The organism is Ferrimonas pelagia, assembly GCF_039543565.1.
Classification (GTDB): Bacteria; Pseudomonadota; Gammaproteobacteria; order Enterobacterales; family Shewanellaceae; genus Ferrimonas; species Ferrimonas pelagia.
Map to the genome: position 1 here is coordinate 1 of NZ_BAABJZ010000016.1, position 25,864 is coordinate 25,864.

General features: G+C 53.1%; 25 protein-coding genes and 1 tRNA gene. 1 reads left to right on the forward strand and 25 read right to left on the reverse strand.

Annotation, left to right across the window (positions count from 1 at the left end):
- Positions 1-272 precede the first annotated feature (272 nt).
- The 23 genes from ABEA08_RS06225 to astE all read right to left on the reverse strand — a co-directional run bounded on the left by ABEA08_RS06225 (position 273) and on the right by astE (position 22,520).
- Positions 273-360 (reverse strand) — tRNA-Ser (locus tag ABEA08_RS06225).
- A 76-nt stretch (positions 361-436) separates the two neighbouring features.
- Positions 437-1,246: a CHAD domain-containing protein gene (locus ABEA08_RS06230; protein ID WP_345334365.1), complete on the reverse strand. Its 810-nt coding sequence runs from the start codon at positions 1,244-1,246 to the stop codon at positions 437-439.
- 59 nt (positions 1,247-1,305) lie between these two features.
- Positions 1,306-2,370 (reverse strand): quinolinate synthase NadA, encoded by a 1,065-nt coding sequence (nadA, locus tag ABEA08_RS06235; RefSeq protein WP_345334367.1) that lies wholly within the window; start codon positions 2,368-2,370, stop codon positions 1,306-1,308.
- A 128-nt stretch (positions 2,371-2,498) separates the two neighbouring features.
- Positions 2,499-3,554 carry a tetratricopeptide repeat protein gene (locus ABEA08_RS06240; RefSeq protein WP_345334369.1) on the reverse strand — a complete coding sequence of 352 codons (1,056 nt, stop codon included), beginning with the start codon at positions 3,552-3,554 and terminating at the stop codon, positions 2,499-2,501.
- Positions 3,555-3,568: 14 nt separating this feature from the next.
- On the reverse strand, positions 3,569-4,537 hold the full coding sequence (locus tag ABEA08_RS06245; protein ID WP_345334371.1) for a type II secretion system F family protein: 969 nt from the start codon (positions 4,535-4,537) through the stop codon (positions 3,569-3,571).
- A gap of 2 nt (positions 4,538-4,539) precedes the next feature.
- Positions 4,540-5,514, reverse strand: coding sequence for a type II secretion system F family protein (locus tag ABEA08_RS06250; RefSeq protein ID WP_345334373.1), 975 nt, complete (start codon positions 5,512-5,514; stop codon positions 4,540-4,542).
- A gap of 10 nt (positions 5,515-5,524) precedes the next feature.
- On the reverse strand, positions 5,525-6,853 hold the full coding sequence (locus ABEA08_RS06255; protein ID WP_425557339.1) for a TadA family conjugal transfer-associated ATPase: 1,329 nt from the start codon (positions 6,851-6,853) through the stop codon (positions 5,525-5,527).
- Positions 6,854-6,872: 19 nt separating this feature from the next.
- Positions 6,873-8,120 (reverse strand): CpaE/TadZ family protein, encoded by a 1,248-nt coding sequence (locus tag ABEA08_RS06260; protein ID WP_345334377.1) that lies wholly within the window; start codon positions 8,118-8,120, stop codon positions 6,873-6,875.
- A gap of 13 nt (positions 8,121-8,133) precedes the next feature.
- Complete coding sequence (locus ABEA08_RS06265) at positions 8,134-8,607, reverse strand: TadE/TadG family type IV pilus assembly protein (protein ID WP_345334379.1); 474 nt, start codon at positions 8,605-8,607, stop codon at positions 8,134-8,136.
- Positions 8,604-9,062: a TadE/TadG family type IV pilus assembly protein gene (locus tag ABEA08_RS06270; protein ID WP_345334381.1), complete on the reverse strand. Its 459-nt coding sequence runs from the start codon at positions 9,060-9,062 to the stop codon at positions 8,604-8,606. Before ABEA08_RS06270 ends, ABEA08_RS06265 begins: the two co-directional genes overlap by 4 nt.
- A gap of 2 nt (positions 9,063-9,064) precedes the next feature.
- A complete protein-coding gene (locus ABEA08_RS06275; protein WP_345334383.1) occupies positions 9,065-10,414 on the reverse strand; it encodes a Tad domain-containing protein in 1,350 nt (449 codons plus the stop codon).
- Positions 10,415-10,449: 35 nt separating this feature from the next.
- Positions 10,450-10,731 (reverse strand): hypothetical protein, encoded by a 282-nt coding sequence (locus tag ABEA08_RS06280; RefSeq protein WP_345334385.1) that lies wholly within the window; start codon positions 10,729-10,731, stop codon positions 10,450-10,452.
- A 9-nt stretch (positions 10,732-10,740) separates the two neighbouring features.
- Positions 10,741-12,189: a type II and III secretion system protein family protein gene (locus ABEA08_RS06285; RefSeq protein ID WP_345334387.1), complete on the reverse strand. Its 1,449-nt coding sequence runs from the start codon at positions 12,187-12,189 to the stop codon at positions 10,741-10,743.
- 2 nt (positions 12,190-12,191) lie between these two features.
- Positions 12,192-13,058 carry a Flp pilus assembly protein CpaB gene (gene cpaB, locus ABEA08_RS06290; RefSeq protein ID WP_345334389.1) on the reverse strand — a complete coding sequence of 289 codons (867 nt, stop codon included), beginning with the start codon at positions 13,056-13,058 and terminating at the stop codon, positions 12,192-12,194.
- The gene (locus ABEA08_RS06295) at positions 13,055-14,410 is read right to left on the reverse strand and encodes an AAA family ATPase (RefSeq protein WP_345334391.1); all 1,356 of its coding nucleotides are present in this window, start codon (positions 14,408-14,410) and stop codon (positions 13,055-13,057) included. The genes cpaB and ABEA08_RS06295 overlap by 4 nt, the downstream gene beginning before the upstream one ends.
- A gap of 10 nt (positions 14,411-14,420) precedes the next feature.
- Positions 14,421-14,951 carry an A24 family peptidase gene (locus ABEA08_RS06300; RefSeq protein ID WP_345334393.1) on the reverse strand — a complete coding sequence of 177 codons (531 nt, stop codon included), beginning with the start codon at positions 14,949-14,951 and terminating at the stop codon, positions 14,421-14,423.
- A gap of 140 nt (positions 14,952-15,091) precedes the next feature.
- Entirely contained in the window at positions 15,092-15,295 is a 204-nt protein-coding gene (locus ABEA08_RS06305; protein ID WP_345334395.1) for a Flp family type IVb pilin, read from the reverse strand.
- Positions 15,296-15,827: 532 nt separating this feature from the next.
- Positions 15,828-17,120 (reverse strand): L,D-transpeptidase family protein, encoded by a 1,293-nt coding sequence (locus ABEA08_RS06310; protein ID WP_345334397.1) that lies wholly within the window; start codon positions 17,118-17,120, stop codon positions 15,828-15,830.
- A 219-nt stretch (positions 17,121-17,339) separates the two neighbouring features.
- On the reverse strand, positions 17,340-17,525 hold the full coding sequence (locus ABEA08_RS06315; protein ID WP_345334399.1) for a hypothetical protein: 186 nt from the start codon (positions 17,523-17,525) through the stop codon (positions 17,340-17,342).
- Between the two features lie 82 nt (positions 17,526-17,607).
- Positions 17,608-19,155, reverse strand: coding sequence for a dihydrolipoyllysine-residue acetyltransferase (locus tag ABEA08_RS06320; RefSeq protein ID WP_345334401.1), 1,548 nt, complete (start codon positions 19,153-19,155; stop codon positions 17,608-17,610).
- Positions 19,156-19,164: 9 nt separating this feature from the next.
- A complete protein-coding gene (locus ABEA08_RS06325; protein WP_345334403.1) occupies positions 19,165-20,142 on the reverse strand; it encodes an alpha-ketoacid dehydrogenase subunit beta in 978 nt (325 codons plus the stop codon).
- Positions 20,143-20,144: 2 nt separating this feature from the next.
- A complete protein-coding gene (locus tag ABEA08_RS06330; protein ID WP_345334405.1) occupies positions 20,145-21,326 on the reverse strand; it encodes a thiamine pyrophosphate-dependent dehydrogenase E1 component subunit alpha in 1,182 nt (393 codons plus the stop codon).
- 180 nt (positions 21,327-21,506) lie between these two features.
- Positions 21,507-22,520, reverse strand: a complete 1,014-nt coding sequence (gene astE, locus ABEA08_RS06335; RefSeq protein WP_345334407.1) for a succinylglutamate desuccinylase — start codon at positions 22,518-22,520, stop codon at positions 21,507-21,509.
- Between the two features lie 152 nt (positions 22,521-22,672).
- Between astE and msrA the strand changes: the two genes are divergently transcribed.
- Entirely contained in the window at positions 22,673-23,155 is a 483-nt protein-coding gene (gene msrA, locus ABEA08_RS06340; RefSeq protein ID WP_345334409.1) for a peptide-methionine (S)-S-oxide reductase MsrA, read from the forward strand.
- 61 nt (positions 23,156-23,216) lie between these two features.
- Here msrA and ylqF read toward each other — a convergent pair whose 3' ends face one another.
- Positions 23,217-24,146: a ribosome biogenesis GTPase YlqF gene (gene ylqF, locus ABEA08_RS06345; RefSeq protein ID WP_345334411.1), complete on the reverse strand. Its 930-nt coding sequence runs from the start codon at positions 24,144-24,146 to the stop codon at positions 23,217-23,219.
- A gap of 118 nt (positions 24,147-24,264) precedes the next feature.
- The gene (locus ABEA08_RS06350; protein WP_345334413.1) at positions 24,265-25,782 is read right to left on the reverse strand and encodes an acyl-CoA carboxylase subunit beta; all 1,518 of its coding nucleotides are present in this window, start codon (positions 25,780-25,782) and stop codon (positions 24,265-24,267) included.
- Between the last annotated feature and the right edge of the window lie 82 nt (positions 25,783-25,864).

Here is a 25,864-nt window from a genome sequence, read left to right on the forward strand (position 1 = left end):
TGGTCGCACCCCATCCAGAATTGGAATTTGACGCTGTCTCAGTTGTCGATCCACTTTGAGGGTCGATTGGACGAATACATCGACTTGTGAATTAGATTACTGACACAGAGTTATGAACACCCTCGCTGCTATTGAACCATCACAGGTAACGGGAGCGGCAGGCGCAACCATCGACCAGAGAGGAACAAGCCGTTGGTAGCAGCACAGGTTAGCGGATCAAGGTGAAACAGATACGAAAAAGCCCCAACCTTTCGGTTGGGGCTTTCGCAATATGGCGGTCAGGGAGAGATTCGAACTCTCGATACGTTGCCGTATACACACTTTCCAGGCGTGCTCCTTCAGCCACTCGGACACCTGACCAATTTTTTGCAGCGAGACACCAATGTGGTATCGCGTCGCTACGGGTTGCGCATATTAGGGAAGTCGCCGTATTGAGTCAACGATTAATTTCGACCAAATGACCGAATGCGTTTTTTTTCTTCAACTCTCGTCGGCCCAGCTTAACCAATACATCAAGTGTCTGAGCTTTTTGCAGCTGTAAGTCGCTCTTTTGGCTTAACAACTCCGTCTTCAGTTCTGCAGATCCCGGTTCAATGTCGTTTAAGATCGTCAATTGGCAACAGCTGTCATTGAATGCACCCAAGCGATCTTGCCACTCCTGCGCTAAACCGCTCCGCCCCTGAGGCAGGCACAGATCGATCAAGTAGCGCTGCTTTTTAACCAAGATCCGAACACGGTGCCAATGCTTACTTTTCCCCGTCGAGAGCGCTCGTTCTGTCTGCGCAATGATCTGAAGCCGCAATTGCTCACTGATATCAACCGTGGCATCCGCCAGCTGCGTTTGATTCAATGTCCATTTCAAGGCCAACACACTTTGGCAAAGGAGTTGTTCACGTTCTAATCGATGAAGTTGGTCGTGAAGGTTGGCTAGCCTGAATTGACGTAGTTGCTCAACATAATCACGCAATGGCCCTGGCTTCAGCTGAGCCACAAACACATCCAGATCACGCACAAGGTTACTCACCTTGATCTGGGCGGCAAAGCTCAGCGAGAGTGCGCAGGCTGGAGTTTGCCACAGCTCTTCAATAAACAGCTCCAATAAACAACGACACTTTCTCAAGTTGACTCGGTACCGGTGTAAGGCCTCACGATCCCCCTCCTCCCTAAGCGCCGGCAGCTGCATCAGTGCTTGCTCATAGAGATCCAAGACGCGAAAACGGATCCCACTTACCAATCCTTCGGTCATGCTGATTTGCTCCCATAAAAAACGCCGCTAGAGCGGCGTTTTTATCTTAGTTCATCCGATCAGGCGTTGCCTTTGATCTTCATCTTGAGTTCCGCGGCGAAATCCAGCATCCGATTTAGCGGTAACATCGCGCGTTGGGCCAACGCTTCATCGACAAACACTTCATGTTCACTTTTATCATCAGATGTCAGCGCATTTTCAATCGCAACTAAGCCATTCATCGCCATCCATGGGCAATGGGCACAGCTTCGACAGGTTGCGCCGTTGCCGCCCGTTGGCGCTTCGATAAAGGTCTTCTCTGGCGACAGTTGTGCCATTTTGTAGAAGATCCCCTTATCTGTCGCCACGATAAAGGTGTCGTTATCCATGGTTTGGCTCGCCTGAATGAGTTGAGAAGTCGAGCCAACCGCGTCGGCAACCTCGACTACCGACTCCGGTGATTCAGGATGGACCAACACAGCCGCATGAGGATTTTGAGCTTTCAACGCCAATAGCGCATTCGCTTTAAACTCATCGTGTACCAAACAGGCCCCTTGCCACATAAGCATGTCGGCCCCAGTTTGCTTAGATATGTAGCTGCCTAAATGCCGGTCTGGACCCCAGATGATCTTATGCCCTTCACTATCCAAGTGCTCGACGATCTCTAGCGCGATGCTGGATGTTACCACCCAATCCGCTCTCGCCTTCACTGCAGCGGACGTATTGGCGTAAACAACTACGGTGTGATCTGGATGGGCGTCACAAAACTCAGCAAACTTATCCGCCGGACAGCCCAGATCCAATGAGCAGGTTGCGTCCAATGTTGGCATCAATACCGTTTTCTCTGGAGTCAGGGTCTTAGCCGTTTCTCCCATAAACCGCACACCAGCCACCAATAGGGTTTTCGCTGGATGATCGTTACCAAATCGTGCCATTTCCAATGAGTCTGCGACGCAACCGCCGGTTTCTTCAGCCAACGCTTGGATCTCAGGATCGGTATAGTAATGTGCAACGAGGACCGCATCCTTCTCCTTCAACAGATGCTTAATTCGCTCTTTATATGCCTGCTTTTCTTGGTTATCTAATGGCAATGGCTTTGGCGGGAACGGGTACTGCAGATCATCTACAACGGGGGCTTCAATCATTTCGGGTTCAGGCCTCTGGTACTAACTGCGGCCATTATACGAGATGCAGCGCCTGAGGTTAACTCTCGTTTTTGACGACCAACGCTCAAGATCGGAAAACGGAGGCGCGATGGCCTCCGCCTCCACCGCTACTGCAGAGCGCGCGTATCGCTCAGTGATTGAAGTCCTGAATAGCCTGAACCTACCAGCTCAGCCTTAAATTGCGCTTCGATCGGATCAGGCTCGCCTCCTTGCGCCAACCGTTGCCGCTTGAGGAGTGCTTGCACTCGCTTTAGGTTGTCCTGCGCCTTGACGAAGTAACTCGGCGAACTGTCTATCGCTTTTAAGAACAAGGCCTCTGCTTCCTCCAAGCGGCTATCCAGTAACACAAAATAACCAATATCATTATATGCATCCGCCTCCGGCATTACGCGCTTAAAGGCCTGAAAAGCCCGCTCCGTATGCCCCATTCGTACGTAAACCAAGCCGAGATTGGTCCACGCTCGCCGGTAATTGGGATGGCGCTGTGTGACCTTACGCAGGTGGATCTCAGCTTGCGCCAGATCTCCAGCTAGATAATAGGAATAGCCCAAATTATTTAACGCGTCCGCCGACATGGGATCATGCTCGAGTACCAATCGATAGATCTTCTGCCCCGCTTCATACTCGCTCTTCATATCATGAACGATCCCCTGAGCAAGGTATGCCTTAACCGGTGATCCCCGATCCAGCCCGTGCCACTCATTCTCTTCACCCAGCATGATCTTAATGGTCGGATCATTCGCGTTTAATCTCTGCTGATCTAAATCGAGTGCGGATCGCAGGTGGATCTTCGCTTCCCGGCTGTCGCCATGACTCAGTTCGGTGACGGCCAGTTCTGCCAACGCACCGATATGGTCAGGCTGCAGTTTCAGCACATCACGAAAAGCCTTCATGGCGTGATGATCTTGTCCCAACTTAGACTGGATCACACCGATCTTATAAATTGCATCCACATTGTCCGGCGCATATTCCAAAAGCTCTAGGTAATGCTTCAGCGCGGTAGGATAATGTCCACGCTGCAAAGACGTTGCTGCCTGTTGCTCTATCTGGGAAAGATCCGGTTTGATCGGATCGTCCGGTGTGTTTTGACAACCTGCTAATAATGCCAACATCATCAGTAATAAACCGTTGGACCTAACGCGCCTACGCCATTTATCTGTCATCACCCTTCCCCAAGTTAACTGGTGCCATTCCATGCTTGCAGAACCTTCAGGATCGCCGGACCCACAGCGACAATAAAGAACGACGGCCAAATACAGAGCACCATAGGAAAGATCATCTTGACCCCCAACTTCGCTGCCTGCTCTTCCGCTGCTTGCATGCGTTTATCACGATACTCTTCAGCATAGACCCTTAAGGTTTCAGCGATCCCGGTTCCCAGCTTCATACTTTGGGTGATCGCGCTGTTCAGGCCTTTGATCTCCTCCAAACCCGTCCGACTCACGAACTCCTTCAGTGCCACATCAATGGTGAATCCTGCACGCACTTTTTGGCACACCAGGATCAGTTCATCCGACAACTTGGGGTGACTCACCTGCAGTTCGAGCGCGACCTTCTGCAACCCAGCCATCAACCCCTGTCCCGCTTCGCAACATACCACCAGAATATCTAGCGCGTCGGGAAAGCCGATACGCATTGCCCGCATTCGTTCATCCGCCAACCGATCCAACACAAAGCTCGGTAACAGAAAGCCCAGAGAACATAGCACCACCATGATATAGATCTCTGTCTTTGGCTCTACGTCCAAATTCATCTGCAAGACAGCCAAGCCGATCAATAACATAATAAAAGCAAACAGGATCCGTGTGCCGTTATACACAGCTAACGCACTGTCTGAGTGATACCCCGCATGCACCAAGCGCCGCTTGATCTCATCACCACCAAATAAAAAATAACGCGAAAATCCGGAGGTGCTATTTAAAGAGTGCTCTAATGAATTATCAAAATCACCGCTCGCTTGCACGCCCCCGCCCGCACTGTTTAACTTTGCCAATCGTTGCCGAAAGGGAGAATAAAGACCACTAATAATGTAGGCAATACTGATCGCCAAAGTGACTCCCGCCAGCCCAGCAACCACATAGATCACGTAGGCATAATAGGTCTGATCCTGCAAACCTTCTTTAATCAAAGCAAATAGATAGTCCATGGTTACACCTCGATCCGGATCAGGCGGCTTAACCAGTAGATCCCCAGCAGCATGCCAATACCACCATAGAGCATCAAACGATTCCCCTCTTCGCTATCGACCAACTCATTGGCGTAATCTGGGCTGGTAACGAACAGCAACGCGAACAGCACCAAAGGCGTAAGCGTCAGTACCCAAGCAGACATGCGACCTTCGGCGGAAAGCGTTTTTACCTTTCGCCGAAAGGCAAACCGTTTGCGAATGATCACCGATAGGTTATTAATGTTCTCCGCCAGATTCCCCCCGGTCTCTTTTTGTACCTGCACCACGGTTGAGAACGCCATTGCCGATACAGAAGGGATCCGCTCAATCATGTGGAGCAGAGCGCGGCGCGTATCTTTGCCATAGTTAATATCTGAAAACAGTATCTTAAACTCATGTGCGATCGGATCACTCATCTCTTCCGACGTAAGCCGCACTGCATCGGTAAACGAGTAACCCGCTTGCAAAGCTCGCTTAACCACATCAAGCGCCTCAGGAAATTGCTCCTCAAGCAGTTCCATCCGATTGTTAAACTGGCGATTCAGCTTGATATTGAACAACATCAATACCAGTACAAACGCAAACAGGGCATACAGAGGATCGTGTTGCCAAAACCAGACTGCTGCCGCGAGTACGCCAGCAGTCAACAATGCCCGCAAGACATATTGATATCCCAACAAGTTAGAGCCGGACTGCTGCAATTTAAATGAAAGCTCATGAATAAAAGCATTTTTCTCAAGAGCCAACCCGAGACTTGACGCTTTCTTGAGCCGATTTTCCATCGCAATGGAAACCACTTCCCCCTCGGTTCCCTTTGCTTGTGCTACCTTCGCCAAGCGTTCACGCACCACTTTGGTATTACCGCGTTGCGGTCGAGTAATGGGAATAAACAACGCTTGCGATAGCAGCAACACCGCAATAAACACACAACCGAGAAAGATGATCTGCACACTCATTGGATGCCCCTCAAAGGATCTCGAACCCTTCGCTTGTATTAAATAGGCTGTGAGACAGGTTGATCCCTTTACTGACCAACTCGTCATAGAATCCGGGGATCACCCCGGTCGCCATAAAGTCACCACGAATGGTTCCATCTTCATTTCGACCTTTACGACGGAACACAAATAACTCTGACATGGTGATCACCTCACCTTCCATACCGTTTATCTCATGAATACTGACGACCCGCCGGCGACCATCTTCCTGCCGCTCAAGCTGGACAATGAGATCTATCGCTGATGCCACCTGAGTTCGAATATTTTTTACTGGCATATCGAAGCCTGACATACACACCATATTTTCTAATCGACTCAGCGCATCTCGGGCGCTGTTTGCGTGAAGGGTCGTCAAAGAACCTTCATGCCCGGTGTTCATTGCCGTCAGCATGTCCAGGGCTTCCCCTCCCCTTACCTCACCAACGACGATCCGGTCGGGCCTCATCCGCAAGCTGTTCTTCACCAGATCCCGCAGGGTGATCTCCCCGCGCCCTTCAAGGTTTGCCGGCCGTGACTCGAGTCGGACAACGTGTGGCTGCTGAAGCTGCAATTCCGCGGAATCCTCAATGGTAATGATCCGCTCATCATTTGGAATGTACCCAGACAACACATTCAACATGGTCGTTTTACCGCTGCCGGTTCCTCCTGAGATCAAGACATTGAGCTTTCCTACCACGCAGGCTTTGAGCACCTCATACATCGCCTGAGTCATCGCCTGGTACTCAATCAATTGTTCGGCGGTCAGCTTATCTACGGTAAAGCGACGAATGGACATACTCGGGCCATCCAACGCCAATGGCGGAATGATCGCATTGACCCGCGAGCCATCCTTCAAGCGGGCATCCACCAACGGGCTTGATTCATCAACTCGTCGGCCCACGTTTGAGACGATCTTGTCTATCGTATTGAGCAGATGTCGATCGTCCTGAAAGGTAAATGGTACAGGCTCTAACTTGCCAAACCGTTCGACATAAATACTTTTGGGGCTGTTGATCAAAATATCGGAAACGGTATTGTCCGCCAGCAAAGGCTCCAGTGGCCCCAAACCCAGGATCTCATCGTTGATCTGCTTGATGATCTTATCCCGAGCTGAAAGACTGATCGGTTTGGGCCGCTCACTCAGTAGCTGATTGCACAACCGAGCGATCTGATGCCGAGACTCTTTTTCCTCGGTCGCCTCCAGCTTGGCGACATCAAGCATATCCAGAAGCCGTTCATATAATTCTTGTTTTATCTTACTTTCTTGTTCATTCAGACACTGCAAATTGAACGAATTTTGATGGTTTGCTTGTGTATCCATGCAGGCTATTCCTCAACGGTTAACGCCATAATCTCGCCCAAAGCCCTTTCTTTTGCTCCGCTTGTGGATCGGGGAACAAAGCATCACAGATCAGGCCCACATCTTTTGTTAATGGCTCTTTTGCCGCAAACTCAGACAAGCGCTTGCCTTCATCTAAGCATGCGTTGACACATCGGAAATCGTTTCTCACAGTGAACACGGATGCCACGCCTGTCGTTTGCTGCACATCTTGCAACGACAGTGCGCTCTTCCCTGCGCTGTAACGATTAAAGACAATATGTAACTTGTCTTTTGCGACCCCTAGTTCGAACACCAAATGCCGCACCGTCGCCGTTGCACTTCGCAACGACGCTAAGCTGTCTTGGATCACGATTAAAATGGCCTGAGAGTCCATAACGATGCCATTGGACCAATACTCCGGCCCACGGGACAAATCGACCACCACGGCCCGGTAACAGCCCCGTAACTTAAACATCAAATGTGGCAGTTGCAGATGCGCTTCTTCGGTCCCTTCCTGTTGGCTGTATGGCATCGCTGGCAACAGGTGCAATTCATCAAGCTGCGTCATCATGCCCACAAGGGCTGTGTTATCCAGCTCTTCCGCCTGGCTCAATGCGTTATAAAAGAAGTACTCTGGATCGACATCGAGCAGGTGAGACTGTCCGGCCTGCACATGATCACCATCGACCAATGCCACCGGACAATCGCCATTGCGACAGGCTAAGTGGTCAGCGATGGCAGCACTAAGAAAGCTGGTGCCACAGCCGCCTTTACTGTTCATCACCACAACCGATGGCCCCAACTCCATTTCAGCCGCCACCGCTTCCGCCACCCGGAACAAGGTGCGCTCTAATTCATCGGACTGTTCGCCTAAAGGGATGTAGTCACAAGCGCCTGCCTTCATCGCCTCGCGCAGGATCTGCGGCGACATGCCCTCACCAACCGCCAAGAAATGCGGACACTTACCGGCAAACTGCTGCAACAAGATTTGGGCCGATTCCAATTCAGCAGGCAGCATTAGTACTAAAAGGCGATTCGCGTCGAAGTACTCACTGCTCGCCTCCTCAGCGGATATCATCGTCAGCTTCAGGTTGGGCCGAGACATCAAGAGCGCCGCCAACTCCTGCTCGTGCATATCGTCAGGCACCACCAATAAGGTCGGCAACAACACAGGTAAACTTCGTGGCCGCCCCACCATATCGATCCGCTCAACAGATCCTGTATCGCTGAGCTCTAAATGGGTACCATGTGTGTTCGGTGCATTCATAAGATCCCCTCAGCTAACTGCATATGGTGGTAATGCCAAATCGTGTGGCACCCAAGCTCTCTCGCGGCAGGATGGTGACAAAGGTCGGCGCATTCAACGTAATAAAAAATCCTGGGATCAATAATTGATGTTGGTAATCCGATATCGATGCCCGAACCAGACTGATCGCAGAGTAAGTCAACGCCGATGCACCATCTTTATCTAAGTAATCGATGGTTAAATTGTCATTCGTAAGGTTCTTAACCAGCGTTGTTCCGTCAAATAGCGCAAGAGACTTAAGATCCTCATAAACACTGGGGACGCCTGCCGGATTATTTGGTGCACACACTGCCGCAAGTCGTGCGGAGCGACGCGAAGCCTCCGTGAGTACATTGTAGGTGTACATCAATCTCGCCACTTCCAGCACAGCGAATATCGCTGTAAATACCACGCTTGCCACAATCGCAAATTCGGTTAGATAGGTGCCTCGTTGACGTCTTACTCTCATAGCGGCCTCATCGACAATGTGGCAGTGAGATCCCAGGTCAGATCAAGGCTATTACCGAAAAAGGTATTTAAGCTGCTGCCAAATATGGGTGTCCAATCGTATGTTACCGATACCGTCACTAGCTCATCCGATACCAACGCAACCGTGACATCATCTATCGTCATCCCGGGCATTAATGGCGTTCCGGAGGTCACATTGCCAAACACAGCCAACCGTTTCGTTGCCAATGCCACCGAATCGCTGATCTCAACCTGATCATTGGACCCTAATCGAGTATTGCTAATCAAGTATCGACAAGCATCACGCGCCAAGCTATTCACCTGATTATATTGATAAATTAGCCGACCAAACTCCGCCGTCGCCAGAAACAAAAAGAACACTATTGGCAAAGCGATGGTCGCTTCCACCGCCGCGACTCCGCGTTGACGTTTCATCGAACCAGGAACCGTTTTCATGATTACGAATCCTTATTGGACGGGTTACGGTACAACACGATCTGATAGGGGCCATCGTTATCGCTCGTGTCATAGCTCGGAGAGCCGTTGCCGGTACAGTCATTGAGAAACTCGCCAATCACAAAGTTATCGGTCCCTGTCTGCACCACTTCTTGGCTCATAAAGAAGCAAGCGAACCCTTCAAATGGTAGACTCGACTTACCGGTATCCTCGCCGCTGCAATCCGACACAACAATGGCAAACTCCCGCCGTCTATCGCCACCCGTACCGTCCCATCCCCCAGCTAAGCAAGCTGAAGATGCACTGGCATTGCTATAGTCGTTATCGTAATCATCGTGACGATAAAGCCCACCGGGTTCATCGTTTACATCAACCGGTGCATCACTATTTTTGTCGGCTTCATAGATCACGTCTCGGTCTTCGGTCACCGCCAATTCCTCACCCACACAGGTCGACTTATCACGAGGGTAGGTATCAGACTCCTTTTTGAATTGACCTAAATATATACCCAACCGAGTATTCAGGCCCTGAGCCGTGGGTCCGACATTATTACCCGGTTTGGTCACCACCGAGTCGTCGGTTTTACTGAAACAGAACTCTTCACCGGTATATTTGCCGGCGAACGCATCCCGGATCCCATTGGCCCCATTAAGCCCTTCAAAATCGAGTAGACGAAAGTTGCCCGGCCCGATGTCTGTATCGTTACTGGAAGCTAACTTCATCGCCATCAAGGTCTCGTGCGGATAGCCAAAACTGGCACTATCCCCCGCTGCGGCGCAATCGGCGGTATCGCACAGGCACACGGTCATCGGTAATACATTGGTATTGCAAAAATCGATTGCGGTGCTGGGGCCGGATACCGCCGAGGCACTGATCCACTTATCGAAGGTCATGATCCGGGCCAAATAGGACGCGAGATTAACTTCATCAACCAAGATCCGAACATAGTCCGCCGTTGGATCCGTGGTCGGAATAAAGGGATCTGGCTGCAAAGAGAATTCCACCGTGATCTGCGAAGACAGATCCGCCGTCGCATAGTTCAGCCCGGTCAATTCAATGGCGTCATCCAGTTGGCTGAAGTCACCGGCAGACAAGGCACCGGCTAGCGTTGCTATCCCTTCTTGTTTAGCTATTTGTTGGGTTTTTCCTTGATCAAGAGCCACAGCCGAGCTCAACGCTGCCGCATCTACCGCATTCTGCAGTCGCGTTTTATTAAGCAACATATGGCCTCCATCCAGAGCCAGCCCTGCCATCGCCAGCATGGCAAACATCGCAATGGCGATCACTATTAAGACCGCCCCTCGACTCCTCGAGAGACCCGAGCCATATCCAGAATGAGAACTCACATACATGCTGCGCACCCCCGTTCAACCTCTGCGCTACGAACCTACTGACCCGCGCCACCTGAGACTGAGAACTTGCTGATCTCCCCACGTGCTTCCTTAGGCTCGTAAGTCGACTCTCTGTACCCTTCCATCACCTTGCTTCCATAGGTGCCATCTAAATCCACCAGCTTGCCTGCGTTGCGTCGAGCCGCATCAGGATCAAGGATCTCCTGCTGCTTGACCGATTCAATGCTGCCACCCAGTGCAAATTGCTTCATCACATTATTACTTTCACAGCCAGCTAACCCGGCTAGGCCAATGGCCAAACAAACGACGATTCTCATGCTGACTCCTTAGAGGCTATGGCCGTATTTATTTTGGGTACCACCGCCATCGGTGGCAGGGGCAATAGGCTCCTGAGCCACGGGCGCGTTAGGGCTTGTATCCGGTTGCTGATCGAGATCCCGCTTCGAGAGCTGCCCCATAAGATAGAAACCAAGATCCGTGGGATCGACAAAGCCGTCGGTCGGCAACAACAGGTCGTCTTTATTAACAGGACGAACCAAGCGTGGCGTAACCAAGATCACCAGTTCAGTCTCACCATTTCGGTATTCCTGACTGCTGAATAGCTGGCCTAATACCGGGATCTCACCCAAACCTGGAAGTTCGTCCATGCTCTCTCGAATGGTATTGCTCAGCAGCCCTGCGATCGCGATGGTTTGTCCATCTCCAAGTTCAACGGTTGAGTTGGCACTGCGCTTGATGATAGAAGGCGTAACCAACCCAGTGGTCGAGCCCGCAGGGATAATGCCAACGGCATTGGCATTACTTAATTCACTGACCAAAACATTAAGATTAAGGTTGATGCGGCCATTGCTCAGCACCGTAGGAACGAACTTCACGCCCACACCAAACTCTTTATATTGAATGGTTGTGCCATCACGATCAGGCACCGGCACCGGAAACTCACCGCCTGAGAGAAACTCGGCCAGTTGGCCACTCATGGTGGTTAGGTTTGGCTCGGCCAGCACGCGTGCCAAGCCCTGCTGTTTGGCTGCATCCATGGCAAATTCAAACAGCACATCACCGCTGACATAACTACCAAAAATACCCTTGTCACTAAGGAGACCATCCCCACCCAAGATCCCACCAATAAAATCACTGCCGTCGAACACCAGGGCAAAATCGGAATCTAACGAGCGCGCCAATTCCCGTTGAACTTCGGTCACGGTGACTTCTAACATCACCTGATGTCCGCCACCCACCGACATCATATTGAGCACGGTGCTGGTGTTATCGGAGTTATCCGCCGCAATCGCATAGCCACGGGCAAGATCCAGCGCTTGGTTCATCTTATCCAAATTGGCAACCTGACCACCGATCACCAACTGCCCTTGTGAGCTGTGTACTTGGATCTCTTCTTCGGGCAAGAACCGATAGAGTTTCTCTTTTAGCCCATTAAGATCATGCGTAATTTCGATGTCGATAATATCAACGAGATTATCGTTACCGTCCCAAACCATGATATTGGTGCTACCCAACTGCCTCCCCAAAATATAAAGCTCCTGAGGGTTGATCAGTAATATATCGGCGATTTCCGGATTGCCGACGGAGATCCGCGATGCCGCTTTGTCCAACCCCATCGTTCGAGATTTATAGATGGGTACCGGAAAACTCATAGGAACCAAACCTGCTGGCCCGCCTGCCTGTGAGACGGCCGGCAACAGCATCAACCCCACGCAGCAGGCTGTCGCAAACCCCTTAGCAACGCGGTAGGTGAGAGATTTTAAGTAGTCGGTCATGGTTAGCTGTCCTTTTTATCCAGTTCGGTTGTTGCATCTTTCCCCACAGTGACCGTTTCCTTCGCCGTCCCCTTGATCAACTCAACCCGCTTCCTTGGGGTCGTACGAACCGGCGCAGCCTTGTTGGGCTGAGGAATCGGCTCTGCGGTCACACTCAATGTTGACTTCTCTTCGATTTGAGACGAAGCCACTTGGATCTCACCGGCATCATTTGGGTTTCTCAGGGCAAGCTGGATCTCCCCTTTGGAACGGGCACTCATCAAGATCTCGGCCTGCTCCAACGTCACTTCAAGTGTCACCGCACGGACCACTACCGGCTGGTTCGAATCCTGATTGGCCTTCTGATCAATCGCCAACACCTTAAGGTTGCTCAATATCACTTCAGTGCCCGACGACCAATCCATGTCATTGCGCTTACGATTTTTTAGGGTCACCAACACATCAACACGATTGCCCGGTAACAAAAAGCCCGCGACACCGACGACATCATTAACCCGGATAGACACCGCTCGCATATTGGGCTCAATCAGGCTGGCCAAAACGCTCCCTTCGCCTTTGAGCGCCAACTTTTGCGGATGTAACGTATCCCCTTCCATAACAGGATATTTAGTGACTTTTCCCACCGCGTCGGCCGGATCGGTGATCACATTGCTGGGCGCCAACGCAACCGGGACACTGGTGACGGTGACATGTTTATCCTGCAAGATAGTGCCAGCAGACACTGAAACGGCCATAGCGACCACCGGCACACTGTCGCTATCTGGTGAGAACTCGAGCTGATTCTGGTTAAGCCAACGCTGTGCCATAAACACCGCGCCAGCGCCAAAAGCCAATGACAAACCGACAAACAATATTGAACGCGTGTTCATTTATCCTCCCCGCTGACTTGAGCATCGGGCATTTGAGTGAATTGCCGATCATCATGAACAAAATACATATCCCAAGCGTGTTCAAGCAGCTCTTGGGTGATCAGGTTCGGCAGTTGGTTGTAACGGATCCTATCAATCACGATCGCCAATAGATCCCGTGGATGACATGGCAGCATTGGGGTCGCACTGAGGCGATAACGCTCATTGAGCAACCACTCGCGGATCCCGTTCGCTTCCTCAAGTTCGGCCGTCCGACAGTTTTGCTGCCAGATCTCCCAGTATTCATGCGGCTCTAACGCACCAAAATGGATCTTGTAGCCGAGTCGGCGTAAAAAGGCAGGGTCTACCAACTCGGTGGGCGACAGATTGGTTGAAAATAGCAGTAATTGCTCAAACGGCACCTCGAAATGCTCGCCGCTAGGCAATGACAAAAAGTCCCTCCCCTCCTCCAACGGCAAGATCCAACGATTCAGGATCTGCTTTGGCGTGATGCTCTGACGGCCAAGGTCGTCGATCAACAAGATCCCATTGGTTGCCTTCAGTCCGATCGGGGCTTGGTACGTTCTATTTTTCGTATCAAACTGAATATCGAGCATATCTGCGGTCAACTCACCACCGACAATCAAAGCGGGTCGGTGGCAGCGATACCAACGGAGATCGTCATCCGCGGCGAGGACATTGAGCTCCTCCTCTGCCACCTTTCCCATCAAGCAGTGTAATTGCGGGTCAAACACCGGAATAATGGCATGACCAACGCATATGGCGTGAGGAATGAGCACATCGTCTTCAAATATCTGATTCAAGCGGCTACAGATATAGCTCTTACCGGTACCTGCTGGGCCGTAGATCAATAGCGGTCGGCGAGAGTTTAGCGCCGGCCCGAGCTGCTCCACCAGATCACCAGGGATCACCATGCCCTCAAGTGCCTTGATAAAATCATCTCGCGTCACTTGCTGCTGACGGCTGGACTGCGCCCGAACTTGATCGGCAAACTGCGCTAAAGGAACCGGCGTAGGTCCAAGGTAACCACTTGTTGCAAAATACATCTGGGCAGCATCTCGCCCTTGACGACTTAAGCTGTAGCGCATTTGCCCTGTGTGTGACGCTTGTCGATTCTCAACCAATGCCGTCTGCTTGGCTTCGTCCAACAACTGCTGCACCAATACCGCGCGCAAGGCCAAACGCTGGCTGAGTTCACTTAACGTCAGTACATCACCGTCCGATAGATGCTTCACCAGCAGCTGCATTAACAGAGCAGGATCCACCCCTATCTCGGCAATCGTCACCGGTGCCGGTTTTCGTATGACTATGGGCTCCTGCTCCAACGAGGCCTCTCGGGTAAAGATATTCATCGTCGTCCCCTCAACCTAGTCCGGGTAATTGGCCAGGCCAATTCAGTAGCACCAACCACCCCAGCGCCAGCCCAGGTGCATACGGCACCTTTTGACTGGCCAATTCCGACGCTTCCGGTTGGTAATATGTGCGAGTAATAAAGATGGCTCGATAACGACCTAGTGTTTTGCTTAAACCCATCCAACCTGTGCGATAGATGGAAAGCAGCACGCTGGTTATGCCACCGAATAGGATGCCAAAAACAATGGCCCACAATATCCACATTGGCCCAACAATCGCTCCTAGAGCGATCATGAGTTTAACGTCACCCGCGCCAATGGCTTTGCGTGCATAAAAAAAAGAAAGGATGATGGCTGGAACGAATGCCCCAACAACAGATAGGCCTAAACCAGTGAGACCAAACAACCACGTTTGCGTTATCAACCCAAATACAAGTGCGAGCACGCACAGTTTATTCGGGATTATATGAGCTCGAAGATCAATGATAACTGCGATCGATAACAACACCGATGCCGATATCCATTGCGGATCGTGCAACATGGTTAGAATCCATCCGAAATAATTTAACAGGTCAGAGGGCATTTCCTATGAAATGCCCACTACTATCGCCTACAAAATACGACTTATAATAATGGCAGTACTTCTGATAAAACCAATGACACAATAAGTCTCAGCCGATATTAGCTTGAACAACCGCTGGTGTTTGCAGCTGGATCACCGTCCACTTGCTCACACAAGTTAGAAATACTGGTTCCCACCTCTTCACCCAGATCGGTAAACGCGGTAACCAATGCGGCAGCAACTAACGAACCGGCAACCGCATACTCAACGGTAGTCAGACCACTTTCATCATTCCAAAACTCAATCAAAGCTTGCTTTAACATGACTAATTCTCCAAGTGTGGACAGAGGCAACTTACTGCGCATCCTTGTGAAATTTAGGAATCAACGTCCTGTCAACTCGAAGCAAGAGTAAATCTAGTCGAAGATCGTAAAATGTGGTGAGCAAAACGTAATTATTTTCTGTTCGAGCCGGTCTACTGCCAGATCTAGCTGTCTTGTGACTCGACACAAAGCCCCGCAGTGCCAAGACTTAAGTCACATCAAAACAGAATTTTAACCAGCCCAGATGGACAAACATAACGCAACATCAGGCCCCCCTTTTCCCGAAGCAACAAAATGCCAATGGTATGACCCTTTCCCCATACATCTCTAGACATATCTGCGCTAAACACATTGATAGCCCTCAAGTTAAAAGAGACAACCTTATCGGACCAAAGGGAGAATAAGCTCCATATCTTCGATATGGAGTGAAATGGGACGCCAGAGCTTCTCTGGTATTGTGCTGCCTTTTTCTGAGCACCCAAATTCTGGCTAAAACGACCGCCTTTGCGACTCAAGGGTACAACCTTATCAACTAACCTTGGCTGGCTAAGTGATAAATATCCGGTTTTAACACCAACCCATTTCCCTCACTAGCCCAAGCAGGCATATACACCAGATACACACCGATAGAGCTCTGCAACCTTTGGGTCACCGTCTTACGGCTTCCAAGAGCCAGTTCAAGCCGGCGGGCTGTATCCTTCGTCTCTTGAGAAGCCAGATATTGCAGCACCTGCTCTGCCTCACCCACTCGAACGCAACCATGGCTATAAGCGCGTTGCCGGTGGCCAAACAACGCCTTGTTGTTACTATCATGCAGGTAGATGGCATCACTGGCCGTGAGGTTGAGTCGCATCTTGCCCAAAGGGTTCGCTCTACCTGGTGCCTGGACCAATCGATAGCGACCCAATTGCTGCTCCAGCCCATCGAGTTCTACCTGCTCCCATGGCAAGACTTCTTGGCTAGCACTACTGAGATAGAAGCCCTGACTGGCTAAGCTGCTTGGGTTGTTACGATATGCCGGTAATAGCTCGTTACGAACAATGCTCGACGGTGGCGTCCAAGTAGGATTCAGGGTGACACTTCGAAAGCGACTATTCATTCGTGGCGTTGGAGTTTGTGGCTTGCCGACCACCACTGGCAGCACCAGCTCTACACGTTCACCATTGAGCACCACTAACTGAAAATGCGGAATATTGACCAATATCGAATATCCCTCCAGTTGACTGGGTAGCTGAAACCACTGTAGCAACGAAAAGCGGATCTGTTGAAGCCGCAGCGCAGGATCCAATGTCAGGCTCTTTTGGGTGGCCGGATCCAACCGGCCAGAGGGCGCCAATCCATGCCGCCGCTGGTACTCTTTCAGCAGCAGCTCAAACGGAGGATCCCAGACCGTCCTGTGTTCCAAGGCCGACGGTAAGATCTGCTGCAATCGCAAAGCAATGAGCTGCCTGAGGCTCGCCAGATCTGGGTGTGCTTGCCCCAACCCCAACTCGGCCAATTCAGTCAGATCCGGCCTGGGCAACGCAGCGATCGCTTGTTGGTGATGTAGGGCGGCGCGCAAACGCTCAAACGCGGAAAATTGCGGCGTCATCTGCTCGATAAACTGCCGCTGCATGCCACTTTTCCAAATATCTTGGAGATAGTGAATGCCTTTGATGTTGTCCTCTCCCTGCAGCTCGGCCTGAAGCGCCAATAATCTTAGGGACGCCTGCGTGATCGCATGATCTTGCTGCTCAAGTGACTCGTCCATCCAGCCCGGCGGAAGCAAGCCGAGATCAGCCAGCAACGCTTGCCACTGCAGCGTGTATTCTTGATATTCAGGCAATAGCCAATGCTTGTTTTGAGAGGGATCGTTACCGTAGCTAGCCGGTACACATAGAACGGAAAGGACGCTGACAAGAAGCAATACACGACGATACACGTACTTACTCCAGAAATAAGGAACCGTTATTCAGTCGCAATTATAGTGAATGTTTCGCTTCTACGCTGTTTCAAACGTCATTGGATATTGCTTTACTGCGAAGCAATATCCAATGCACGTGTATCACACTGATCTCTTCTGACGACGGATAATGCCAACCCACCCCGTGCCATTCAGTTGCTGCAGCCAAGGCTCAAGGCTCAATAATACCCCTAATGCCAGCACAACGAGCCACCAAGAGCCCGGCTGGGCCAAGCTCATGGTCAAGCCAAGCACATTTAATCCCGTAGCCAACAGCATTATCCACATATTAAGGCGCCTTTCTTATGTCGGTAAACCGAAGCTAGCGCCTGCCCAATAATTACACAAGAACTATGTACCCTCTTTTAACTCACCGCATCCTCAGCAGCATCTGCTCAGGTTGTTCCAGATATTGCTTCCATAGATTGCAGAAGCGGGCCATGGTTCCGCCGTCGATCACGCGGTGATCACCAGACCAGCTGATCTGCATGACGGTGCGTGCCTCGACCTCTCCCTTGCCATTAAAGCGCGGCAGAGACTGCAACTTGCCCAGAGCCACGATCGCCACTTCCGGCTTATTGATGATGGGTGTCGCCACTGTCCCACCAATGGCACCGATATTCGAGATCGAGATCGAGCCCCCTTGCAGATCCGTAGGCGCGACCTTGCCAACCCTTGCCGCGTCGCCCAAGCGGGTCACCTCCTCGGCCACTTCAACGATAGACAGATTCTGAACCCGTTTGATGTTCGGTACCAGTAGGCCCAGCTTGCCATCAACGGCCATACCAATATTGTGATCGTGGCAGTAGGTCAGTTCGGTACAGTCATCGTTAACCCGGCTGTTCAAGCGGGGATATTGGCTGATCGCCAACGACAGCGCTTTGATAAAAAACGGCATTAACGTCAGCTTGATCCCAGCTTCGGCATACTGACTTTTTAGCCTTGAGCGCAGCGCCACCAGCTCAGTCAGATCGAACTCTTCGCAATAGGTGAAATGAGGGATCGTCTGAGCCGCCGCGGTCATCTGCCGCGCCATCGCAGCCTGGATCCCGCGGATCGGCTCGATCCTATCTTGCCCGCTCGCGGCTGTACCAGCAGCGGCGTTGGTACCCTGTGCTGACGGCTGTGCAGACTCCAGATAACGATTAATGTCCTCTTTGACGATCCGCCCGCGCTTGCCACTGCCCGGCACGAGACTGAGATCCAGTTCATGCTCTCTGGCTAAGCGACGTACCGCCGGACTGGCCAGTGCCTTGCCCGCGCGAGGTTGTCCCTGCTCCGCATCCCGCAAGCCACCAGCAAGCCGCTGCGGCTGCGGTGTGTCAGGCGTGGCCTGCTCTGGTTTCTCGACCTTGTCGGCCATCGAGCGCGTTACCGCCAGAGCAAACAGAGGCTGATGAACACGCGCCACTTGGCCCTTACGGTAATACAGTTTGGCGATGGTGCCTGCCTCTTTGGCGGGGATCTGTACCGAGGCCTTGTCGGTCATGACATCGCAGATCGGTTGATCTTCCTCAACCTCGTCCCCTTCTGCCACCAACCAGTCGATCAACTCGCACTCGACGATCCCTTCGCCGATATCGGGCAAGATAAAGTCGTGCACTACCGTCTGCTCGGGTTCCCCCTCACCCATCATTGCCGTTGACGCCGGCACCATTGGGCTCTCCTCGTTCGCCTCTGCCTTGGTCTCAACCTGAAATAGAGGCGCATGCACCTTGGCGATCTGACCCTGACGGTAGTGCAGCTTGGTGATCACCCCATCATACGGTGCGGGGATCTCCACCATCGCCTTATCCGTCATCACCTCGACAATAGGCTGATCCTCTTTAATGTTATCGCCTTCCGCCACCAGCCAGTTGATCAGCTCACACTCGACAACGCCCTCACCGATATCCGGAAGGATAAATTCCTTGAGCATGTTATCTCCTTAAAAATGGACGCTGGCCTTGATGGCCTCGTAGATCTTATGTTCGTTTGCCATATGCTCCTGCTCCAGCGCCAATGGATAGGGGGTATCCATGCCACAGACACGGGCTATGGGTGACTCTAAATAGAGGAAGCAACGATCCTGAATGGTCGCGGCGATCTCACCGGCAAAGCCACCGGTCAACGGCGCTTCATGGCTGATCAGCAATCGTCCCGTCTTTTCAACCGAGGCTGCAACCGTATCCACATCCCAAGGCAGTAGGGTACGCAGATCGATCAGCTCACAGCGGATCCCCTCCTGCTCCGCCTGTGTTATCGCCTTGCCCATCACCTCCAATTGCGCGCCCCAGCCAACCAAGGTGATATCCGTCCCCTCTTGCATCACCTCTGCCTGAGAGAGAGGCAACTCATAATCTTGCTCCGGCACCTCGCCCACAGACGCTCGATAGAGTCGCTTGGGCTCCAAAAAGATCACCGGGTTGTCGTCTCGGATCGACGCCAATAGCAGCCCTTTAGCTTGGTAAGGATCACGCGGCACCACCACCTTCAGGCCCGGCGTCTGAGTAAAGTACGCCTCCGGTGACTGCGAATGATAATGACCACCGGCGATCCCGCCCCCATAGGGCGTGCGGATGGTCAGCCCACCGACATTAAACTCATTGCCACTGCGGTAGCGGAATTTCGCCGTTTCATTGACGATCTGATCGAACGCCGGAAAGATGTAATCAGCAAATTGGATCTCGGCAACCGGCCGCATCCCTTGGGCCGCAAGGCCATTGGCAAAACCCACGATCCCCTGCTCAGTCAGCGGCGTGTTAAAACAGCGCGCTTTTCCATACTTGTCCTGCAACTTGGCAGTGGCGCGAAACACCCCACCGAATTGACCCACATCTTCACCAAACACCAAGACGCGTCCGTCATTGCCCATGGCCAGATCCAAGGCTTGGTTGATCGCTTGCAATAGGTTCATCTGCGCCATGCTCACACCTCCTTACCGGCGGTTTTGGGATAAGACTCCGGATATAATCGGACCTGTTGCTGCACCTGTTCAAGTTGCTGTTGCAGATGGGGGGGCACTTGATCATAAACGTCCGTCACCAAACTCCCAAGCGGCGGGGGCGCCACCTGCTCGGCGATCTTCAACTGGGCCAACACCTCCTGCCGATACTGGCCATACAGCGCCTCGTCCTGCGGCTCGTCCCACCAGCCTTGCTGCATCAACCACAATTTAAACCGACGCACCGGATCATGTTGCTGCCACTTCGCCTCCTCCTCTTTACTGCGATAGCCGCTGGGATCGTCCGAGCTGGAATGGGCGCCGAGGCGATAAGACATCGCCTCTATCAACACAGGGCAGTGCTGCCCAATCGCTATCTGACGTGCCAATTGCGTCGCAGCCAGCACCGCCAGCAGATCATTGCCATCCACCCGTATGGTCTTGATCCCATACGCCACGCCCCTTGGCGCAATACCGTCACCGGCATATTGCTCACTGGCGGGCGTCGAGATCGCATAGCCATTATTGCGGCAGAAGAAGATAACCGGCGAACCATGCACAGCCGCCATGTTCAATCCTGCGTGAAAGTCCCCCTCAGACGCCGCTCCTTCACCAAAGAAACACAAGGTACAGGCTGAGCGCCCCTCCAGCTTTTGGCCATAGGCATAGCCTGCGGCCTGCGGGATCTGCGTGCCGAGCGGCGAAGAGATGGTCATGTAGTTCAACGCGCGACTGCCATAGTGGACCGGCATCTGCCGACCCAAACCAAGATCTTGGCAATTGGAGAACATCTGATCCATAAACTGCGACGTGGTAAACCCTCGATAATGCAGCGCCGCCTGCTCCCGATACTGCGCCATGATCATATCGTCTTGTGATAGCGCGGCGGCAGCCCCCAAAACGGCAGCTTCTTCACCGGTGCAGGTCATATAGAAACTGATCCGCCCTTGTCGTTGCGCCGCGAGCATCCGCTCGTCCAGCACGCGGGTGAACACACAGCTATGGTAGATCTTCAGCGCCATCGCCTGGTCGAGCTCGGGCAGCTCAGCGTCAGAGTAGATGGTCCCATCGGCGTCCAAGATCTTCACCGTCGGAATGCTGAGGGTCTGTCCATCCAGTAGCCGAGCTTGATGCTGAACGCGACTGAATGCGGAATTATCTGTCATTGTTGCACTTCCTGTTGCCGATCCCGCCGGATCCGTCCGGGCAAGATCTGTCATGGTTGTCATGAAGCATCGACCAACAAGTTACCTTTACGTAAACGGCATAACAACAAAACAACCCAGCCCCGGCAGGCCGATCCGACCGAACGCTGTACAAGGGGATTTACAACGGCATGAGCTCACCTACTCAAAGGGCTGCTCATCGCCCACCGGCACCACCGTCAAGCACGCACGCTGGCCGAGCGCGACATGCGCATTGGGAAAGACGATCGCCTCAGTCTGCTCACCCACCCGATGCGCTAACTCCCCATCCTGCGCTAGTAGGGCTCCTGGCTTAAATTCGGTAAAGTTCGCGGTGTCATCGGCAAAATTGAGCCGAAAGGCCTCGCTGCGCTTGATGATGGTCTGAGCGACATCAAACACCGTGATCGGCGCCGGTGGCGACGACTCACTTTGCCGATGAGACAGCAAGGCCACCAACTCTTGCCGCAACGCTGCCAATCGACTTAAGTCATTCTGACCAAAGGGCCGAACCTTGCCCAACTCCACAGTAAAGGCATCGGCATCGAAGCGATCTGAACTGAAATAACTGAACGTGGTGGTGGGGGCATGGGACAACAGCGCAGTATCCACCCCGCATCGGGCCAAGAACGCCAATTGGCTGCGCTTCCAAGGGCGGCCATGCCGGAAGGGGTAGACCGCAAATTTCTCTCGGCGAGAATCGCGGATCGCGGTATGCAGATCATAATGGCAACGACGGCGATCGGGCTGAGCGAAGAATGCCTCGACCGTCTGCTCCAACAAAGCCGCCCGCATCGCTTCCTCGCCCTCATAGCGGCGATGCGCACCACAAAATAAGCGATTCATATTGAGCTTCAGCTCGCGCTGGCCCTGACACATGGCCGCGGGATTGCCAAACAGAACCAGCAACCGCTGCCGGCAGGAGAACTGCCCTTCAAGCAAAGCTGTAACCAACTCATTAAGCAGCTCTATGGGCGCTGTTTCATTGCCATGGACGCCGGCTGAGAGCACCACATCGTGCTCCGCCGGCGACGCCGGCTCGACCCACAAGATCCCCGGCCATTGCATGCTGACATGCGTCCCATCCGCCAGAGTATGGCTCAACCGCTGTGGCAGTGGTGCTGCCATCCGCTCACCCTGACTCAAAGTATGTTGCAACATGTCCGTGTCAAACACCCGTATCTCCATTACTTCATCGACATGCCGAACATTGTAACCAGGCGATAGCAAAGCTGTCACAGGAAACCGCTTGCCATCGATGGGGATCTCGCTTATTGTCAACGGACGTTTAGCCATCCAAACGTCCATAGAAGGCAGAGGGGTAATTCATGGCAATAGCAACATTAGGCGCAGGCTGCTTCTGGGGGGTTGAATACTTTCTACGCCAGATCCCGGGGATCACCACGGTGCGCTGCGGTTATATGGGCGGCACGTTAGACAATCCCAGCTACCCCCAAGTCAAACAAGGTGATACCGGGCATGCCGAAGTGGTGCAAGTGGAATACGACGAGGCCTACGTCAGTTTCGACGCCATCTTAGATCTGTTTTGGCAGCACCATAATCCCACCACGCGTGATCAACAAGGCGACGATCTCGGCAGCCAATACCGCAGCGTGGTGTTTTACCACGACGAAAGCCAGCAGCAACAAGCCCTGGCCTCTAAGGCTCGTCAGCAAGAGGAAGGCTACTGGCAAGGCAAAACCATCGTGACCGAGATCGTACCCGCGCAGATCTTCTGGCCGGCAGAGGAGTACCATCAGGACTACTTGGCCAAGAACGAACTGCCCAGCTGTCACCTCCCTTTTTATTAAACACCCAGGCAGAAAAAAGCCGGGCAATGCCCGGCCTGATCGTCAATAACGAACTGACGCATTATCGATCGCGCTTGCGGCGATTCTTTTGCTCTTCCTGGGCCAGTTTCAGGGCTTCCGCTTTGCGACGTGCCTCTTCCAACTCCGCCTTTTCGATCTCCGCCATCGCGGGCGTCTCTAGGGTGATCCCCCCCAAGGTGCCGTTACGCAACTCATTGACCAAGATGGTGCCGAACTTGGCGTAGTCCACTTGATTGCCGGAGCGCATACAGCCGCGCTTACGCCCGGCCGCTTCCATAAACTGCCAGTCTTCTGCCGGCAACTCATCCAGCTTGTAGCGCTCCATCAAGCGCTCAGGGTACGCACCCATCAGATATTCCGAGACGTAACTGCCCAGATCCTCATAGTCCACAACCGTATCCCGAACGGCCGCGATCGCCGCTAAGCGGTAACCAAAGTGCTCATTTTCTAGTTTTGGCCACAACATGCCCGGGGTGTCATATAGCATGATCCCCTGCTCCAGCTTGATCCGCTGCTGCGCCTTGGTAACCGCCGGCTCATTCCCGGTCTTCGCCACGATCCGCTTTGCCAGGGTGTTGATCAAAGTGGATTTGCCAACGTTCGGGATCCCCATGATCATCGCCTTGATCTGCTTGTCCTGACCCACCTTATGCGGCACTAACTTATGACACAACTCGGTGATCTTATGGGTGTGACTGGCCTTGTCGGTATCCAATGCCAAGGTCTTCACGCCCTGCTCCTGCTCGAGGTAGGCCATCCATTTGGCCGTCATCTGAGCATCCGCCAGATCCGCTTTATTGAGGATCTTAATCACCGGTTTATCGCGGCGCAGTTGAGCCACCATCGGATTCTCACTGCTGTATGGGATCCGGGCATCGAGCACCTCGATGATCACGTCCATCTGCGGCATGACCTCTTTGATCTCACGCCGCGCCTTATTCATATGGCCGGGGAACCATTGGATAGCCATCGTAAACTCTCTTGAAAACACTGGGATCCGCGCAGTCTAACGCCATTGGGGTAAAAGATCATGGTCGATCTGCCGATCCACACCAAAGCCGACCCTAAGCATGGCAGAAACGCGCCACTCAGCCGCGCGGTTGTGCCCCCTCATCTAAGCGCCCCTGGGCCAGGACCAAGCCATCGATCAAAGCATTGCGCAGTGATCTCGGATCGATGATCTCATCAAACGCTAAGGTATCCGCCGCGCTCCAAGCCGCTTGCTGCTCCCTCTGCGCCATCCTAGCCGCGGCTTCTGAGTCCATGCCTGCCGCCTCACTCCCCCCCTGACTCGGTAAGCCTCCAAAGCTCAGACCGGGAAAAGCCAGCGTCATCGTCTGTTGATCAAAAGGGTTCATCCCCATCACCGAACTGCCAAAGCCGTAGGCTTTGCGCAGCGTCACGTGCAGCTTGGCAGCACGCAGACGCGACTGCGCCAAATACATCTGACCGGCCGCCGCCAGTGTGCCCTCACGCTCCGCCGCACTGCCGGGTAACACCCCCGGATTATCCGCCAGAAACAGCACCGGCAGATGAAAGTCCGCCGCCAACTCGAGGAAATAAGCCGCTTTTGTCGCGGCCGCTTTGTTGATCGTGCCCGCCATTACCATGGGCTGGTTAGCGACAATCAAGATCGACTGGCCCGCGAGGCGCGCCAGCGCCAACACCATGGACCGGCCATATTCCGGCTGCAATTCAAAGTACCTGCCATCATCCACCAGGGCTTGGATCACGGCCCTGATCTCATAGGGTTGGTTATTATCACGGGGCACCAGAGTAAAGATCTCCGCCAAGGCACGCTTGCCTTCATCGCCCCCACCCACGCGTCGTTGAGGACGCTGCCACGCGTTCTGCGGCAGATAGTGGAGGAACTGACGTACTGCAGCAACCGCCTGAGACTCATCGGCCACCCGATTGTGGCCTACCCCCGAGTGACGGGTATGGATCGACGCCCCACCCAGCGCTTCAGCGCTGATCTGCTCACCCAGCGCCTTCGCCACCAGCGGCGGACCAGCCGCAAACAGCGAGCTGCCCTCAACCATGATCACCAGATCCAGCAACACACCGGATAAGGCACCATGACCGGCCGATGGCCCCATCACCACCGCCACCGTTGGCACCTTCCCCTTGAGCTGCGCCAGCAGTTGCAGATCGTTTGGCGCATAAGGGTGACGTTGCAAGCTGTTGCTGGCGCGCTCACCGGCCCCCTCTAACAGCAAGATCAACGGACAGCGCTCTTGCAGAGCCAACTGAGCCAAACGAAGTCGCTTAGCGTGCGCGCCAAAGCCGATCGAGCCGCCCTGAACGGTAAAGTCTTCTGCGCCGATCAACACAGGCCTGCCATCGAGCAGAGCAAAACCGGTGACGATGCCATCCGCCGGCGCGATCGGTTGCTCAACCCGCTCAATGCCTCCAACCAGCGTGCCAAACTCACGAAACGAGTCGGGATCTACCAAGCGTTCGAGCCGTTGTCGTGCATCGCCGCGGCCCTGTCGCCGCTGCTTGGTGAGCTTACACTCCCCTCCCATCGCTAATGCCATCGTACGTCGCGCCGACCAATCGGCCATGGTTTGCTGCCATGCGGCGGGGATCCCCTTGTCGTCCATGAGCGCTTCCTTATATTGAATGGCCAAACAATAAAAAAACGTAAAGAAGTTGTCAAACAAAAACCTTGTCCGCTTCAATAAA